Source organism: Paenibacillus oenotherae, assembly GCF_019443105.1.
GTDB lineage: Bacteria > Bacillota > Bacilli > Paenibacillales > Paenibacillaceae > Paenibacillus_Z > Paenibacillus_Z oenotherae.
Genome location: NZ_JAHZIJ010000006.1, coordinates 134,218 through 151,876, shown reverse-complemented (window position 1 = coordinate 151,876; position 17,659 = coordinate 134,218). Strand labels below are relative to the sequence as shown.

14 protein-coding genes are annotated in these 17,659 nt (G+C 47.0%); all 14 read left to right on the top strand.

The features are described 5' to 3' along the window. Window positions 1-360 precede the first annotated feature (360 nt). The 14 genes from K0T92_RS11225 to K0T92_RS11160 all read left to right on the top strand — a co-directional run bounded on the left by K0T92_RS11225 (window position 361) and on the right by K0T92_RS11160 (window position 17,647). Window positions 361-1,146 carry an SDR family oxidoreductase gene (locus K0T92_RS11225; RefSeq protein WP_219872562.1) on the top strand — a complete coding sequence of 262 codons (786 nt, stop codon included), beginning with the start codon at window positions 361-363 and terminating at the stop codon, window positions 1,144-1,146. A gap of 584 nt (window positions 1,147-1,730) precedes the next feature. Then, on the top strand, window positions 1,731-2,741 hold the full coding sequence (locus K0T92_RS11220; protein WP_219872561.1) for an ROK family protein: 1,011 nt from the start codon (window positions 1,731-1,733) through the stop codon (window positions 2,739-2,741). 11 nt (window positions 2,742-2,752) lie between these two features. Then, the gene (locus K0T92_RS11215; protein ID WP_219872560.1) at window positions 2,753-3,145 is read left to right on the top strand and encodes a response regulator; all 393 of its coding nucleotides are present in this window, start codon (window positions 2,753-2,755) and stop codon (window positions 3,143-3,145) included. Window positions 3,146-3,196: 51 nt separating this feature from the next. Then, entirely contained in the window at window positions 3,197-4,594 is a 1,398-nt protein-coding gene (locus tag K0T92_RS11210) for an MATE family efflux transporter (protein WP_219872559.1), read from the top strand. A gap of 348 nt (window positions 4,595-4,942) precedes the next feature. Next, entirely contained in the window at window positions 4,943-6,421 is a 1,479-nt protein-coding gene (locus tag K0T92_RS11205; protein ID WP_219872558.1) for an Lsa family ABC-F type ribosomal protection protein, read from the top strand. A 458-nt stretch (window positions 6,422-6,879) separates the two neighbouring features. Next, a complete protein-coding gene (locus K0T92_RS11200; protein WP_219872557.1) occupies window positions 6,880-8,376 on the top strand; it encodes a malate:quinone oxidoreductase in 1,497 nt (498 codons plus the stop codon). A 489-nt stretch (window positions 8,377-8,865) separates the two neighbouring features. After that, window positions 8,866-9,561, top strand: coding sequence for a CTP synthase C-terminal region-related (seleno)protein (locus tag K0T92_RS11195; RefSeq protein WP_219872556.1), 696 nt, complete (start codon window positions 8,866-8,868; stop codon window positions 9,559-9,561). A gap of 102 nt (window positions 9,562-9,663) precedes the next feature. Next, window positions 9,664-10,536 (top strand): copper amine oxidase N-terminal domain-containing protein, encoded by an 873-nt coding sequence (locus tag K0T92_RS11190; protein WP_343223694.1) that lies wholly within the window; start codon window positions 9,664-9,666, stop codon window positions 10,534-10,536. A gap of 107 nt (window positions 10,537-10,643) precedes the next feature. Beyond that, window positions 10,644-11,045, top strand: a complete 402-nt coding sequence (locus K0T92_RS11185; protein WP_219872554.1) for an Rrf2 family transcriptional regulator — start codon at window positions 10,644-10,646, stop codon at window positions 11,043-11,045. A gap of 78 nt (window positions 11,046-11,123) precedes the next feature. Continuing rightward, on the top strand, window positions 11,124-12,035 hold the full coding sequence (locus K0T92_RS11180; RefSeq protein WP_219872553.1) for a class I SAM-dependent methyltransferase: 912 nt from the start codon (window positions 11,124-11,126) through the stop codon (window positions 12,033-12,035). 740 nt (window positions 12,036-12,775) lie between these two features. Beyond that, entirely contained in the window at window positions 12,776-13,870 is a 1,095-nt protein-coding gene (locus K0T92_RS11175; protein WP_219872552.1) for a LacI family DNA-binding transcriptional regulator, read from the top strand. 132 nt (window positions 13,871-14,002) lie between these two features. Further along, complete coding sequence (locus K0T92_RS11170) at window positions 14,003-16,204, top strand: alpha-galactosidase (protein WP_219872551.1); 2,202 nt, start codon at window positions 14,003-14,005, stop codon at window positions 16,202-16,204. A gap of 39 nt (window positions 16,205-16,243) precedes the next feature. Beyond that, on the top strand, window positions 16,244-16,498 hold the full coding sequence (locus K0T92_RS11165; protein ID WP_219872550.1) for a SemiSWEET transporter: 255 nt from the start codon (window positions 16,244-16,246) through the stop codon (window positions 16,496-16,498). 669 nt (window positions 16,499-17,167) lie between these two features. Further along, on the top strand, window positions 17,168-17,647 hold the full coding sequence (locus K0T92_RS11160; RefSeq protein WP_219872549.1) for a DUF2975 domain-containing protein: 480 nt from the start codon (window positions 17,168-17,170) through the stop codon (window positions 17,645-17,647). Window positions 17,648-17,659 lie beyond the last annotated feature (12 nt).

The following is a 17,659-nucleotide window of genomic DNA, read 5'->3' as shown; positions in this document are numbered from 1 at the left end:
ATTTGTGGTGGAAATTACTTTGATGGGAAAGGGTGATAACAATGAAAAGCATGTACTTTGCTCCAAATAATGTACTCATGTATGCGCACAACATTCATTGTCCCCGCTCATCCGATAATTAAGAACTTCGCTTTATTTACTAGCGCGGTTCAGGATATAGGGCCATGGTGAATTATGCCATGGTCTTTTTTGTTTGGTGTATTAATACGGGCGGGCATCAAGCAGCTTATTTACCTTCAAACTGCTTGGTGCCCTCCCGCACTGGGAAAAAAGGAAACTACTATCAGTGCTTTGGCGCTCGGTCACATCATTTGGCCTGCAGAGTTTGATATTTGTTGACGTTTGGAGGAGATTCGTTATATGAGGCTGAACAATCAAGGGAAGCTGGCGGGAAGAACGGCTATCGTCACTGGCGCTAGCCGGAGCATCGGACTAGGGGCAGCTATCTGCAAGGCATTGGCCCAAGAGGGCGCGGATATCTTTTTTACCTATTGGCTGGAGTACGACGAGCAGATGCCATGGGGCGTGGACACCTTGGAGCAAGAGCATCTGAGGGAAGAGATACTCGCCATGGGTGTCAAGTGCGAGCATCTAAGGACGGATCTTAGCGATACGAGTCAGATCCCCCTCTTGTTGAATGAAGTGGAGCATCGTATTGGACTTCCTTCTATACTTGTAAACAACGCATGCTATTCGATGAATGACGATTTCAGCACGATAACTGCGGAATCATTGGATGCCCATTATGCGATCAATGTGAGGGCAGTTGCGTTGCTCAGCGTGGAGTTCGCTAGAAGGTTCAATGGGAAATCCGGCGGAAGAGTGATCAGCATGACTTCCGGTCAATTCCAAGGGCCGATGGCCGGAGAATTATCTTACGCAACTACGAAAGGAGCGATAGATGCCTTTACGAAGACTTTTGCGGCTGAAGTGGGACACAAAGGGATAACTGTCAACGCCGTCAATCCCGGGCCAACGGATACAGGATGGATGACAGGAGAGCTTCGCCAAGACCTAGCAAGCCGCTCTCCAATGGGGAGGGTTGGCCTGCCTCAGGACGCTGCGCGGCTAGTCGCATTCTTGGCTTCTGATGAAGCGGAATGGATTACGGGACAGAGCATCCACTCAACAGGCGGGTTCGCATAAAGCTCAAAGGGCTACTATTGTTCACTGGCTCTGAACGTTTCGTTCCCATCGTTCTGTTGTAGCTTGAAATGGAAGGTTATGTGAGTGGAGAAACGAGCTTGGGGCTTTCCAGAAAGTCCTTTTTGGAAACCTCTGCTTCCACTTTAAGAAGCATGCGAAACTGCAGTTTTTTTTGCATTTCTGACCCTATGAAGGTGAGATTCCTGCCAGAGAGCAGGTATTTCACCTTCGTTTCCCCTTGACGGCCGATTATTTCTCACATTCATGCCTGATCGCAGGGATTTTACAAAAAAGGCTTCTTGCAACCGAAATTCATGCTCATTCGCAGGCTTCCTCGTCAATCTGCCTTCAAAACACTTGGGGGAAGGGCTGTTCCCCTAAATAGATGCTTCCAATCCCACTTTTTTCTTTTTTAGTGGTTTTGGAGGCCTCTTTTCGGAGAGTCCCTTTATTTGTGAGCCCGTCGATAAGAACCGGATTTTTTTATTTGCCCATATTGACATCAAACAATATTTAATCTATAAATAAAGTAACTTTATTAAGTCTGATTATTAAGTGCCGTTGCTGAAATGAAAGGAGTTTACATGGAGAAAGCCAACGCAAATTTAATGAAAGAAATAAATTTGAATAATCTCCGTCGTGTGATGAGCCAGGTTGGCGTAGCAACAAAGCCCCAGCTTGCTGCAATGACGGGACTTAGCGTGGTAACGATCAACTCGCTTGTGAAAGAACTGCTTGATTGTGGCGAATTATTGGAGGATAAAACGGTTCCTTCGAACGGTGGCAGGCCTGCTGTAACCTACCGTTTCAATTATGATTTCAGTCTGGCTCTAGTCTTGCATGTGAATGAAAAACTAGGCTTGGATGTCGTTTTTGCATCTGTAGTTAATTTGCAAGAGGAAGTTCTGATGAGGGAAGAACATGCCATACAAGTCTTTGATCTTAATCGTTTCTTTGGAATGATCGATCGCATTCTAGCCCTATATCCTTCCGTCAAGGCGATAGGGATAGGGATTCCTGGACAGACCATAAACGGCAAAATTGCAGTTACCAGTCATGAAGAGCTGCAAGGCGTCAGCTTGGTTGAAGAAGTGCAGAACAAATTCGGGCTGCCCGTTATTCTGGAGAATGATGTGAATGCGGCCATAAGCGGCTATTGCAATAAAGAACAGCTGGGCGATAACCAGATCGTATTGGGTGTTTATTTTCCAGAGAAATATCAACCGGGAATGGGCATTTTTCTAGATGGGAGAATTGTTAAAGGAAAGAATGGCATGGCTGGCGAAATCAAGTTTCTTCCTATCGAGATCGACTGGAAACAGCGATTTGCCACAGCGGAATTTGTAGCTATCATATGCAAGTTTATTCATACGCTCAATGCTGTTCTTGCCCCGGATCAAATTGTTGTTTATCGAGAAAATCTAGAAGAGAGCACCTTGCTTCGTGCCTGGGATACGTATGCTTCAAAGTATAAGTTTCCGTCCTTGCCTGAAATTAATGTATCGGATTCATTTTATAAGGATTTTGAAGAAGGGATGAAATGGTTGACCTTGCAGGAACTAAAACCATCGAAATCCAATGGAATCAAGCGGTGAGGTGAGCTTAAATGATTAAAGTGCTAATTGTGGATGATGAAAGCCGGGCGAGAGATATCATTAGAGCGGTCGTCGATTGGAAGAATCTTGGCATGGAAATCGTCGGGGAAGCAGAGGACGGGCAGGATGCGCTTCGCAAAACAGAGCAGCTGCAGCCGAATATCATCATTACCGATATACGGATGGCAGGTATAGACGGGCTTCAATTGCTGCGGTTGCTTCATGAACGTTATCCGCAAATACGGAAGATTGTCGTCAGCGCTTATGATGACTTTTACTATGCCGTACAAGCTCTTCGTTACAATACAATGGCTTATTTACTAAAGCCTGTCAATCAGACGGAGCTGCATGCTGTCCTGCAAAACTGCAAAAGCAGCCTGGGTGTCAAGACATTTACTTTATAATCTAATCTAAAATTCGAACAAGAGGTTACTCACATAAAAGAAGGTGCATGAATGGCAGCAGGAACTGGTGCAGCGGATCTAAAGCCGCACGAAGAAAAACAATGGAATTTATTTCAACTAACATGGCCTATATTTCTTGAATTATTCCTGTTTATGTTAATGGGAACCGTGGATACGTTTATGATCAGTATCGTATCTGATGATGCGGTTTCGGGCGTGGGCGCAGCCAATCAAATCATTAGTATAGCAATCCTGATATTGGAAGTTATCGGATACGGATCGGCCATTGTGGTTGCCCAGTATCTTGGGTCCAAGAGAATCAACGAGGCATCCCAGGTGACAGGGAACGCGATTACACTGAACCTGATCGTAGGAATTGTGATAAGCATTGTGTTCTTGATCTTCGGTGAAATGATGCTTCAATGGATGAATTTGCGGGGCAATGTTCTGGAATATGCCAAATCCTACATGGCCATTGTGGGCGGAGCTATCTTCCTTCAGGCGTTGATTAACGCATTAGCCGCCACGATCCGGACGCACGGGTATACGAAGCAAACGATGATTGTATCCCTGTTTATGAATGTCATACACGTAATTGCCAACTATTTATTGATTTTTGGACATTTTGGCTTGCCGGCTATGGGCGTCGAAGGGGTAGCCATTTCCACAGTGTTCAGCCGCTTTATCGCTCTCCTGATCTTCTTTTCACTTCTATACAAAGTAATGGATGCTCGGATAAAGTTACGCTATTATTACACATTATCTAAAACATATGTGCGCAAAATATTGCGGATCGGCATTCCATCAGCAATGGAATCCTTGGTCTATCAGAGCTGCCAGCTTGTCTTTACCTTCTATGTAACTTACTTGGGTGCAGAAGCTTTAGCTACTCGCCAGTATGCATATCAGATCTCCCACTTCATATTTATGTTCAGCGCGGCGATGGGCATGGGGACCGCCATCATCGTTGGCCATCTCGTGGGAGCACGACTTAAAGACACTGCGTACAGCCGCGTTCTTTCAAGTGTAAAAAGAGCGTTGATTGCCACGGTCATCATTAATTTGATTGTCATTGTATTCCGAGTTCCTATACTCGGCATCTTTACGGACAATCAGAATATTATTCGAATGGGGGCAGAGGTGCTGCTGCTCAGTCTCCTTCTGGAGACAGGGAGAACCTGTAATCTGGTCTTCGTCAATTCGCTGCGTGCAGCAGGCGATGCCAAATTCACCGTCTATGCCGGGCTATTATCAATGGTGTGCATGAGCCTGCCGCTTGGCTACTTCCTGACCTTCAAGCTGGAGCTGGGCTTATCAGGCATATGGCTGGCAATTGCTGCAGATGAATGGCTGCGTGCTGTCGTTATGTATTTCCGCTGGAAAAGCCGTGCGTGGGAAAATTATGCGCTCGTTGATCATCATCCTGCCGGAAAAGGGAATGAAGGTTAAAATTAACGCTCGAACCGCACAAATAGAACACGCCACCAGCCTATCGTCGGGGTCATGAACGAATTGAAATCCATGAATGGGTATGATAAGATAGGTTTTATTTGATGATTGGAGTTGAAGGGAATAATGTAATATTTCTTGCAGACGATATAAATGAATAAAACAATGAAAAGCGATATTTCGCGCGTGTTTTATTTTTTATATGCAAGAAAGTTACGTATTCTTTTTAACTCAAACAATATATCCTTGTCGAGGCCCCTTGGCGGGTTTCGATTAACTGTATTTATTTGAGCTACGGGAAAGTAACTTTCTTGTAGCTTTTATTTTTTTATACAGGAGGATTATTTTATGTCATTAATAAAAGTGATGAACCTGACGTTTGCCTATGATGGCAGCTACGATCATATATTTGACGACGTTAATTTTCAGCTTGATACCGATTGGAAATTAGGATTTACGGGGAGAAACGGCAGAGGTAAAACTACATTTCTGAACTTGCTGCTTGGTAAGTATGAATACAGCGGTAATATTTCAGCCAATGTCAGCTTTGAATATTTTCCATTCCATGTCAAGAACAAGGGAGATAATACGCTTGATATAATCAGCGACATTGTTCCAGATTATCTTCACTGGCAATTGGTACGTGAGCTTTCTTTGCTCAAGCTGTCTGAGGATGTTCTATACCGGCCCTTTGATACATTGTCGAATGGAGAGCAGACGAAGGTGCTGCTGGCGGCATTGTTTCTCAAGGAGAACAGCTTTCTATTAATCGATGAACCAACCAATCATCTGGACATGGAAGCAAGAAAACTGGTCAGTAAGTATCTCAACTCCAAAAGCGGATTTATTCTGGTCTCTCACGACAGATCATTTCTGGATAACTGTGTTGATCATATCCTCTCCATCAACAAGACCAATGTGGAAATTCAAAAAGGCAATTTCTCCGACTGGTGGGAAAATAAACAGAGACAAGATCATTATGAACTTGCAGAGAATGACAAGCTAAGAAAAGATATTAAACGATTGTCGGATGCTGCCAAGCGAACGAGCAACTGGTCACATGAAGTGGAGAAAACGAAAAACGGTACGAGAAATTCCGGTTCCAAGGTAGATAAAGGGTATGTAGGCCACAAAGCCGCTAAAATGATGAAGCGCTCTAAATCAATGGAGCAAAGACAGCAATCCGCTATTGACGAGAAATCGCTGCTCCTTAGAAATATTGAAAGCTCTGAGAGCTTAAAGATTGCTCAATTGCCTTACCATAAAAACCTGCTTGCCGAGCTTGAGCATGTGTCGATTTATTACGGTGAGAAGCAGGTATGCGGGGATATCAGCTTGAAGATTGAACAGGGTCAACGAATTGCGCTTCAGGGCAAGAATGGCTCTGGAAAATCAAGTATCATTAAACTGATTTGCGGTGAGCCTATCCACTATACCGGCACATTCAGAAAGGGAAGCCAGCTTAAAATTTCCTATGTCTCACAGGACACCTCGCATTTACAGGGCACTTTGACGAGCTACGCGGCAAGCAACGGGATTGATGAAAGCCTTTTTAAATCTATTCTAAGAAAGCTTGATTTCTCTCGCGTGCAATTTGAGAAGGATATTTCTGCTTTTAGCGGTGGCCAGAAGAAGAAGGTACTGATTGCCAAAAGTCTTTGCGAGAAGGTTCATTTGCAAATTTGGGATGAACCGCTTAATTTTATTGATATTATCTCACGCATGCAAATTGAAGAGCTGCTGCTTGAATATTCACCAACCATTCTTTTTGTCGAGCATGACAGTGAATTTTGCAAAAACATCGCTACAAAAATTATTGAGCTTTAATTTATGAAGGGATTTATTGGGCAGCCTCTTGCGGGCTGCTTTTTTTTGATCGCAAAGGGCAGCATTCTGTATTCTGTATGCATTCGATCCGGTTTAATTTACATTAGTTAATTATATAAGTTAGTGATATCATTTAATGAGGGGAACCTAACACTAGCTTTAAAGAACCGGACGTAAGCGAATTCGCTGGGGCAATTGAAGATTTGACGAGGCTGACCCGACTTGAGCGCAGGTTTTATTGAGCTGCAGAGCTTGGGAGATATGCTTCTCATTTTTTACCTGCCTATTATCAAGGCAATAGTAGATATTTTAATCTATAATAATTGTAATACACGATGATATTGTTATAATTGAGATAGAGTAAAGATTTGTGACGAGGCCGCGTCATAGCTTGGGGAGATGCCTGAGCAGAAGCGCCTGTATTTTTTTGCAAATTTCAAGGTATAAGGATGGTAGACATGAGCAACGGAGAAACGAAAACAGACGTCATCTTAATAGGTGCCGGAATCATGAGTGCGACTTTAGGGACGCTTCTGAAGGAGTTAGTGCCGGAGTGGCAAATTACAGTGTTTGAGAAGCTCGACAATGCTGGAGAGGAAAGCTCCAATGAGTGGAACAATGCAGGAACAGGGCATGCAGCACTGTGCGAGCTTAACTACACTGTCGAGAAACCGGACGGATCTATAGATATTAGCAAGGCTATCCAAATTAATGAACAGTTCCAGCTTTCCATGCAGTTTTGGTCTTATCTTGTGAACAGCAAGCGAATAAGCAATCCGCAGGACTTCATTATGCCATTGCCTCATATGAGTATGGTGCAAGGGGAACAAGATGTATCCTTTTTGAAGAAAAGATTCGAAGCGATGTCGAATAATCCGCTGTTTCAAGGGATGGAATTTTCCGACGACCCGGCTAAACTGATGGAATGGATTCCGCTTATTATACAAGATCGTCTATCGAATGATCCTATAGCAGCAACAAAGATCGACAATGGAACGGATGTCAACTTTGGTGCTTTAACCCGCATTTTGTTCGATCACTTGAAAAGCAAGAACGTCGATATCAAGTACAAGCATAGCGTGGATAAGCTCAAACGCACGAGCGACGGTGCCTGGGAATTGAAAGTGCGGAACGGTAGCGGCAATATCGAGCGCCACACCGCCAAATTCGTCTTTATCGGAGGCGGGGGAGGAAGTCTGCATTTACTGCAAAAATCCGGTATTCCGGAAGGAAGACATATCGGCGGATTCCCGGTTAGCGGGATTTTTATGGTGTGCAATAATCCGGATGTTGTGGCGCAGCATCATGCAAAAGTGTACGGTAAAGCCAAGGTCGGAGCTCCTCCAATGTCTGTTCCGCATCTGGACACAAGATTTATCGAGAATAAAAAATCGCTGCTGTTCGGACCGTTTGCCGGCTTCTCGCCAAAGTTCCTGAAGACCGGTTCTATGTTTGATTTGGTGACCTCGGTTAAGCCGAATAATCTCGTCACTATGCTGTCGGCTGGGGCCAAGAACATGTCCTTGACCAAATACCTGATCGAGCAAGTGATGCTGTCGAAAGAGAAGCGCATGGAAGAGCTGCGAGAGTTTATCCCGAATGCCAAGAGCGAGGATTGGGACTTGGTCGTAGCGGGCCAACGTGTGCAGGTTATTAAGGATACTCCCGCTGGCAAGGGCACACTGCAATTTGGTACGGAAGTTATTAGTGCCGCTGATGGCTCAATTGCAGCATTGTTAGGCGCTTCTCCAGGGGCTTCTACGGCTGTCCACGTCATGCTTGAAGTCGTTAAAAAATGCTTCCCGCAGCATGTGAAAGAGTGGGAACCAAAAATTAAAGAAATGATTCCTTCATACGGCGTGTCACTTATGCAAAATCCGGAGCTTCTGCAAGAAGTTCATGCTGCAACAGGAGAGGCACTTGGCCTCAGAGAAAAGGGACTTGTCTATAGTTAATTGTAATCAGAGAAGGGGATAAGCGAGCTGCGAGCCAGGCGAAACATGCGAAACGGCAGCTTTTTTCTCAATTCTGGCATGATGAAGGTGAAATGCCTGCCAGCGTGCAGGTATTTCACCTTAGTATCTCCATAACGGCCGATTTATTCTTAAATTCATGCTTCATCGCAGGAATTTTACGATTATGGCGTCTTGGAGCCGAAATTCATGCACATTCGCAGGCTTCTTACTCCGTCATACTGCCTTCAAAAACAGTTGGAGAAGGGGTTGTCCGAGTTGTCCAGTAAGTTGTTGGATGATTTCAGAGTCCCCATATAGAATAAGGGATGCTTCCAGCTCCACTTTTTAGTGGTTTGGAGGCATTTTTTACATCATTTGCGATTGACTCATTGGATATTAGTCTTTTCGGGCAGCCCCTCTTTATTTTGTTGTAGCTCCTGAAGAAGTGGAGTACATAACCAAACAGACCATTTGAAGGGAGAGATGAATTTGAGAATTGGCATTATTGGCGATTTTAATCCGGTGTATCTTTCACAGCAGGCGACAAATGAAGCATTAATCCATTCCATTGCTGGAATGGGAGTGCAAATGGAATTTGACTGGATTCCAACGGCGTCTATTGCTGAGCAGCTGGATACGATCACAACAACATATCACGGTTTCTGGATCGCGCCGGGTATTCCTGAATCTGTAGAAGGAGTACTGCAAATCATAAGCTATGCCCGCGAGCATGATGTTCCATTGATAGGAACTTGCGGTGGATTCCAGCACATGATAGTCGAGTATGCCAAAAACAAATTAAAGCTTGCGGATGCAGATCATGAAGAGCTGAATCCCGATGCTTCTCAGCTTGTTATAAGCAAACTGACTTGTTCGCTGGTCGGTCAAAAGGGGGAAGTGTTTATTAAAAGCCCTTCGCTCGTTGCGGATATTTACCGACAACCGATTACAATCGAGCAATTTAGATGCAGCTACGGGTTAAACCCGGAATTTGAAGCGCAAATTGATGAAGCAGGGTTGAAAATTGCAGGAACTGATGCTGAAGGAAGGCCGCGAATAGTTGAATTGCCGGATCATCCATTTTTTGTCGGGACGTTGTTTGTTCCCCAGTTGAGCTCAACGCCAGACCACCCGCATTGTCTGGTGGATGCATTCATTAAACATGTGATCCATGCGGCCGACTAAAGAACTAAAGTTGTATGACCGCCGTAACTTTTCACCAGTAACCTGCGTTATAATAATGTAAAAAATACATAATATAGCGTATCGTTAGGAGAAGTGGTGGCAGTGAACAAATGGATTAAATCAGTAGTTGGCTCTGCGGTAATCGGGAGCTTCCTCTTGGCGGGTACATCCGCATACGCAGCTTCTGCTTCTGTCTTCGTTAATGGGCAAGCTCAATATGACACGATCACGGTAGAAGGACGGACATTGGTGAAATTGCGGTCATTGACCGATCCAAAATGGCTTGTTTTCGCATATGATTCCAAGACGCGCATCGTAATGGTACATACCAAAGACAACAGCAAGACCGTACAGCTGCGAGAAGGGGAGAAGACGGCCACAGTTAACGGTGAAAAAGTGGAAATAGATGCTGCCGTCGTAAACAAGAACGGCTTGACTTACGTACCGCTTCGGTTTATAAGCGAGTCGCTTGGCGCTAGTGTTCATTATAATGCCCAAGAGAAACGTGTCATCGTTCGTACACCTGCACGCCAGGCTCAATACGAGACATTGATGCGCGGGGATCTCACTGAGGCACGCGGAATTGCCCTTGGACTGATGAGATTGAAGGGGAAAGCACCTGCTACAGTACCAGGTGAAGGGTATCATTATAATTACTATACATTTCCGGAAGGGGAAGCGTTGCGGTTCACCATGAATTACGCTGGCTACAGCGAAGCTTATTATGAGGTGAATGAGGATGGCCTCGCAATACTCAAATGGCAGCTGGATAACGTAGCGGAACGTGAATGGGGAACGAAACCGAACTTTACGAGCTATGTCTATTTTTTGGACGAGTTTATGGGCGGCGTGTTTACTTATGGTATAGTAGACAAGCAAGGCAAAGATACGCAGTTAGGGAGATTCCATCAGGATAGTACCCACAATCTAGTTTTGCCCATCAAAGGCGAGAAACGGACGGATGCCAGGCCGTAGGAAGCATTGTGCAAGTATTTGCCAAACAATCAAATCGTCTTGACCTGGCACTCAATAGAAGTTATTATAGATACATAAAGTCTTTAATGAAGGTGATGACATCCACAATGAAGTTCTCTAAAGCGACGAACTATGCCCTTCACACCATGCTTTTTCTTGCCGCAGCAGCTCCAGATAAACATATCGGTGTTCAGCCGCTCGCTGAGCGGCAAGAGGTTTCGCCTACGTATCTATCCAAAATACTGACCAAGCTGGTAAAGGCGGGAATGATCGAATCTGCTTCTGGAGCCAATGGCGGATACCGGTTAAAGCGGAATTGGGAGGACATATCATTCCTGGATATCATTCATGCGATTGAAGGCACGGCCTCTCTGTTCGATTGCGACTTCAATCACGGAACGGAATGTTTGATTCAAAAGGTAATGGTAGAGGCCGAGGAGGAAATGGAGACCTACTTGAAAAATAAAAAGATGGCTGATCTGGCCAAGACCGTCAAGCTTTCGCTGTAAAGCGAGTTTTTTTGAACTAATTACAGATATTATGAGTCTATTAAGTCGTTTATATTTCATTTAAGGGAGATGCGTACGATGACGAATGAGCTTTTTCATGCAGCGGTTTGGGAAAAGACCTGGAGAGAAGATGGGCATACAGCGGTGGAGAAGATGAAGAGAGCTGGAATCGATCCAGCCCGCTCGTTTGATCAGAAGGCCAAAGCGTTCAACAAGGAAGTCTTTAGTGAAGAAGGCAGACGAAGAGCGAAGCGCATTATAAATTGGCTGGATGATCAGGGAGTCGCCTTTAACGGGAAATCGATTCTGGATATTGGTGCGGCGTCGGGCGGCTTTACGGTACCCTTCGCCGATAGAGGAGCCGCTGTTACAGCCGTAGAATCCTCTCTTCCTCTGGTCGAGCTTATGAAAGAAAATGTCTCGGGCCTCACAAGCGGAACGGTCGAGATCGTATCCAAGCCGTTTGAGGACATCGATATCGAGGCAATGGGATGGGAACAGGCCTTTGACCTCGTTTTTGTCTCCATGTGCCCGGTGCTGCGCGATTGGGAAAGTGTGGAGAAGGTGCTGGGCTGCGCGCGGGAATTTTGCTATATGAGCATGTCGGTTGGCCCAAGCGAGCACAGTCTGTTCGATGAGGTGTGGCCGCTCATTACCGACCGTCCCCGGAAATCCGGGCATTGGGAGATGGGATATCTGCAACACTTGCTGCTGCTCAAGGGTTATGCCTATCAGTCGCTGATCACTCGTGAAATGAAAACGACGGTAGTATCCAGAGCAGCGGCGTTCGATGAGGTGGCCAGCAGGCTGAAGCTATTCGGTTTGCCTGCGGATGAGCGAATTCGCAGCATTGTCTCTGAGCATTTGGAGAGGAATTATCCTGAGGACCAAGTGACGATCCAGCAGGGGGGACGATTCGGCAAGGTACTGGTTCGATTGCAAAGCCAGAATATGTACAGCAGAGACGATCAGGCAGGCAAGGCGGAATAACCGCCGGAAGGCGCGCTCGGTACGGAAAAAAGACAAGCGAGATGCGAGCTAGGCGAAACCTGCGAAACGGCATTTATTTGCGCGGATCCGGCCCCATGAAGGTGAAATGCCTGCCAGAGTGCAGGAATTTCACCTTCGTTTCTCCTTATCGGCCGATTTTTTCTCACATTCATGCTTCATCGCAGGAATGTTGCCATTATGGCGTCTTATAGCCGAAATTCATGCACATTCGCAGGTTTTTTACTCCGTCACTCTGCCTTCAAATCGGTTGAGAAGGGGGCTGAGAGTGGGTTGATGATCTCAGAGTCCCCGCTAAGTCCTCTAAATACAATTAATAAGATGCTTCTATCTCCACTTTTTGTGGTTTTGGAGGCATTTTTTCGCATCAGCGGGGACTGATTCATTGGATGTTGGACTTTTCGGACAGCTCCTTTATTGCGTTCTTCTAGCAGCGGGACTGTTCGAATTGCGAGGCGGTCGGTCGGCTAAAGCCAAAGCAAGGTCGAGTCTTCGCTATGGAGACGAAAGCGTTCAAGTTCTAAAATGTTTAGTAAACGAAACTGATGTCCGAATAGATAGTGAAAAATCGAGTGTTTTCGAGACTTTTCGCTCTGTATTTATGCATGTTTAGTAACTATTTCATTCAACATTGAACTAAAACCGCTATTATGGTATTATTTTATCATGATATTTAGTAAACAAATATACCTGGCTTGATACTAGTAAAAGAGGGAAATGCTATGGCAACAATCAGAGATATTGCCCGAGAGGCGAAGGTTTCGGCAGCTACTGTTTCTAGAGTGCTGAACGCGGACGAAACCTTGTCGGTCACGGAAGATACGAAGAACCGAATTTTGCAGACGGCTGAACGGTTGAACTACGCTCATTCCAGTAGAAAGAGAAAGGCCGCTTCCGCTAAAGCTCAGCTAGAAGAGCCCGGAGCGACAGGAAATACGGCAATACCAGGAGTGTCGGGAGCTCAGGATGGGAAGCAATCGCTGCGAATCGGCCTGCTTGTCTGGTGTCCCCCAGAGATCGAGTTTGAAGATCCTTATTTTCTTGCGATTCGGCAGGGAATTGAACGGCGGCTTGCAGAGCTTGGAATTGGGCTGTGGAAAGTTTTTCGATTGAACAGCCTGCATCTGGAGAGTCCGCAAGACGAGCTGGACGGGCTTATTGTGGTAGGGAAGGTATTGCCGGAAATTGCGCTCCGTCTTATTGGACGGAACGAACGCATCGTATTTATTAACTTCTCGCCTGACGAGGACAATTTCGATGCGGTCATAACGGATTTCAAGAAGGCCACGGAGCGCGCGCTCGATCATTTGACGGGCAAAGGGTTCCGGAGGATCGGCTACATTGGCGGTGAAGAATGCACCCATGGACTGAACGGGGAATGCTTCCCTTTCGAAGAGGAGCGGCATAGAGCATTTCGCCTCTACATGACCGAACGGGGATTATATGACACGAGAGACGTTCATCTGGGTACTTGGTCGCTGTCAGACGGCTACAGACTGATGAAACAAGCCATTGACCAAGGCGAACTTCCGGAGGCATTCTTCATCGGAAGCGATTCTGCCGCAATCGGCGCGCTCAAGGCGCTTCAGGAAGCGGGGATTTCGGTTCCGGAACGTGTTGCTATTGTCGGCTTCAACGATATCGAGTTGTCATCCTTCATTAACTTGCCGCTGACGACGGTAAGAATATGCACGGAGCAGATGGGGAGATCGTCCGTTAATTTATTGATGGAGCGGCTGGAAGGCCGCGAGATTACGGTTAAGCTGTCGGTAGCCTCCAGTCTTGTCGTTCGCCAAAGCTGCGGATCGCAAAAATAATGAACATGATTTCAAGGAAAGGCGTACAGACAGATTCGATGTTTTTCCTATAGAGGCTGGTTTATTTCCGGTCTTTCTTTGGCGCCGTTAAAGGCTGATTCGTTACTTATGCAATCCAGGAGGGTACACAACATGACGATACACTATGATGAACAACGCCGCGTCTTCCATCTTTCGACGGTTAAGACAAGCTATATTTTTCAAGTCATTCAGGACGGCTATTTGGCCCATCGCTATTGGGGAAAGCGCATCGCCCGCTTCGGCGATTCCAATCCAATCGTGTCGATTGACCGGCCCTTGTCTCCGAATCCTTATCCGCATCACAAGGAGAGCGGATTTTCGCTTGATACGCTTCAGCAGGAATTTCCGGGCTTTGGGACAAGCGATTTTCGGATGCCAGCCTATCAGCTGGAGGAGGAGAGCGGCTCCTCCACTGCAGACCTGCGCTACAGCAGCTACCGTATATATGAGGGGAAACCTCCTTTGGCAGGGCTCCCAGCCACGTATGCCGAGTATGAGACGGAGGCGCAGACTTTGGAGCTCGAACTGCGGGACCGGGTCAATGGCCTTGTTGTTTATCTGCTTTACACGGTGTTTCCGCAATATAATGCGATTGTTCGCTCTGCCCGTTTTGTCAATATGGGCGCGCAGAAGCTGAAGCTGCTTCGCGCATTCAGCATGAACGTCGATTTCGAGAGCGCGGACTATGAGTTGCTGCATCTGTCCGGAGGCTGGGCCAACGAGCGCAACATCATCCGCCGACCGCTGTATAAAGGCATGCAGTCGGTCGAGAGCAAGCGTGGAGCCAGCAGTCCGCAGCATAATCCGTTTCTGGCGCTTCTAAGCCGCGATGCCGGGGAGCAGACCGGAGAAGTGTACGGGATGAATCTGGTATACAGCGGGAATTTCTACGCAGGCATCGAGGTTGACCAGTATGATACGGCCCGTGTCCTTCTCGGAATCAACCCTTTTGATTTCAACTGGCTGCTCGAGCCCGGAGAGAGTTTCCAGACGCCGGAGGCGGTTATGGTCTACTCGGATGAGGGGCTTGGCGGCATGTCCAGAACCTATCATCGGCTGTACCGAAGCCGCTTGTGCCGCGGGAAGTTCAGAGATAAGGAGCGGCCGATTCTGATCAATAACTGGGAAGCGACTTATTTCGATTTTAATGCTGATAAAATCGTCGCGATCGCGGCAAAAGCGCAGCAGCTTGGCATTGAGTTGTTCGTGCTCGACGACGGATGGTTTGGCAAGCGCAATGATGATACCAGCTCGCTTGGCGACTGGGTGGTGGACGCCACGAAGCTTCCCGGTGGTCTGGATAAGCTTGCTCGAGACGTTAACGCTATGGGCATGGCATTCGGCTTATGGTTCGAGCCGGAGATGGTCAACGAGGACAGCGAGCTGTACCGCCAGCATCCAGACTGGATCATTCATGCCGCGGGCCGGTCAAGCTCGACTGGAAGATGCCAGTACGTGCTCGATTATTCGCGCAAGGACGTCTGCGACGCGATCATTGCGATGTTGTCCGAAGTGCTGTCCAGCGCTCCGATCTCCTACGTGAAATGGGATATGAACCGTCATATGACGGAGATCGGTTCGGCCGCGCTGCCGCCCGAACGGCAGCGGGAGACCGCGCACCGTTATATATTGGGGCTGTATCGCGTGATGGAGGAACTGACCACCGCATTCCCTGATGTGCTGTTTGAAAGCTGTGCGAGCGGGGGCGGCCGCTTTGATCCCGGTATGCTTTACTACATGCCGCAGACGTGGGCAAGCGACAATTCCGACGCACTCAGCCGACTCAAGATTCAATACGGGACAAGTCTCGTCTATCCGGTCAGCAGCATAGGCGCGCATGTGTCGGCTGTGCCCAACCATCAGGTAGGACGCATGACTCCGCTTGAGACGCGCGGGAATGCTGCGATATCCGGGGTGTTCGGCTACGAGCTCGACCCAACGGCCTTCACGGCGGATGAAGAGCGAATGGTTAGGGAACAAGTGGCGCTGTATAAGGAAATCCGGCGCGTCATCCAGTTTGGAGAATTCTATCGGCTGCTTGACCCGTTCGCGGGTAATGAGGCGGCATGGATGTTCATTTCAGAGGACGGCTCCGAGGCGATCGTCTTTTACTTCAAAATATTGGCCCAGCCGAACCCTGGCATCCGCTCGATACGGCTTGCGGGGCTCGAACCGGAGGCGGTTTACCGGATGGATGGAGAGGAAGGCGAGTTCGGCGGAGATGAACTGATGCATGTCGGCATCCGTGTGCCTGCTGCGCTCATTACGGGGGACTTCCGGAGTCATATGTGGCGGCTGCGCAGGGTTATGTAATACTGATTTGAAGTGGTCTAGTGATGGAGGCATTGCAAGATGGAATTAACGACAATAATCGGGCTGAGTGCTGCCGTATTAACGACAGCCGCATTTTTGCCGCAAACAATCAAGACGATCAGAGAAAAAGATACGAGAGGGATCTCCGCATTAATGTACAGTATGTTTACTGTCGGTACCCTGCTATGGCTGGTTTACGGAATCGCGACAAGGGACTGGCCGGTGCTGATTGCCAATGCCGTTACCTTCTCCTTTTCGGCAACGATCCTTGCGTTGAAGCTAAAGTATCGTTAGCGGTAGCAAGCTCGGTCAGCATGTAATAAGGGTTTAAAAAGAACCTTCAGCCCCACTTTTATAGTGGTTTTGAAGGTTCTTTTGTGTATTTTATAGGTTTGACTCACGTGAAAGCCAGGCAATATGGCGGTGCTCAGTGATGGAAGCCAGCGAGGGCGGTATGTGCTGGGTTTCTAATTCGAAGAGTGAGATGCAAGCTAGGCGAAACATGCGAAACGGCATGTATTTGCTCGATGCTCGCCCCATGAGTGTGCAATGCCTGCCAGCGTGCAGGTATTTCACCTTTATTTGCCCTTATCGGCCGATTCTTTCCCAAATTCATGCTTCATCGCAGGAATGTTACGATTATAGCGTCCTGTAGCCGAAATTCATGCACATTCGCAGGCTTCTTACTCCGTCATCACCACACTTGGAGAAGGTGAAAGGCAGCGTTAGGGAACCCCCGGGAACGGAGGCAGCAGGGGAGGCGACAAGGGTTCATTCCGACATTACAAGCAGCGGACAAGGCAGAACTGGAACTCGATCGAACCCGGTTGGGCATGATTGAGGGATCAGACATACCCCTCTTCTTCATAACGATAATAATTAAATAAAATTAGATAAAAATTTATTGCAAAACGATAAATTAACTGTTAGAATCACCTTATAAAAATGGTGAGAGGTGTTTTTATGAAACGAGGATCAACATTATTCTTGAAGGGAGTTGTTGTCCTTATTGGAATGGCGGCACTTGCTGTCTGTATATTTATGCTGCCGGATATTGCGAGAAGAGATGCAGAAGCGCATCCAGAGACTTCTTACTTGCAATATCCCTTTTTAGCAGGCGCGTATGTATTGTCCCTTCCACTTTTTATTTCCTTGTACCAGGCATTTAAGCTTTTGAGCTATATAGACCAGAACAAGGCTTTCTCGGACTTGTCGGTCAGAGCTTTGAGGCATATCAAGTACAGCGGGATCCTGCTCAGCAGCGTCATTGCAGCAGGAATGCTATTCATTATTATATTTATTGACGATGATGTAGCAGGGATTATCGGATTGGGGATCATGTGCACGTTTGCTTCCGCCGTAATTGCCATCTTTGCGGCACTGCTGCAAAGGCTTCTGAGGGATGCGATAGCTATAAAATCAGAGAACGATTTAACGGTCTGAGGCGGTTCTGAA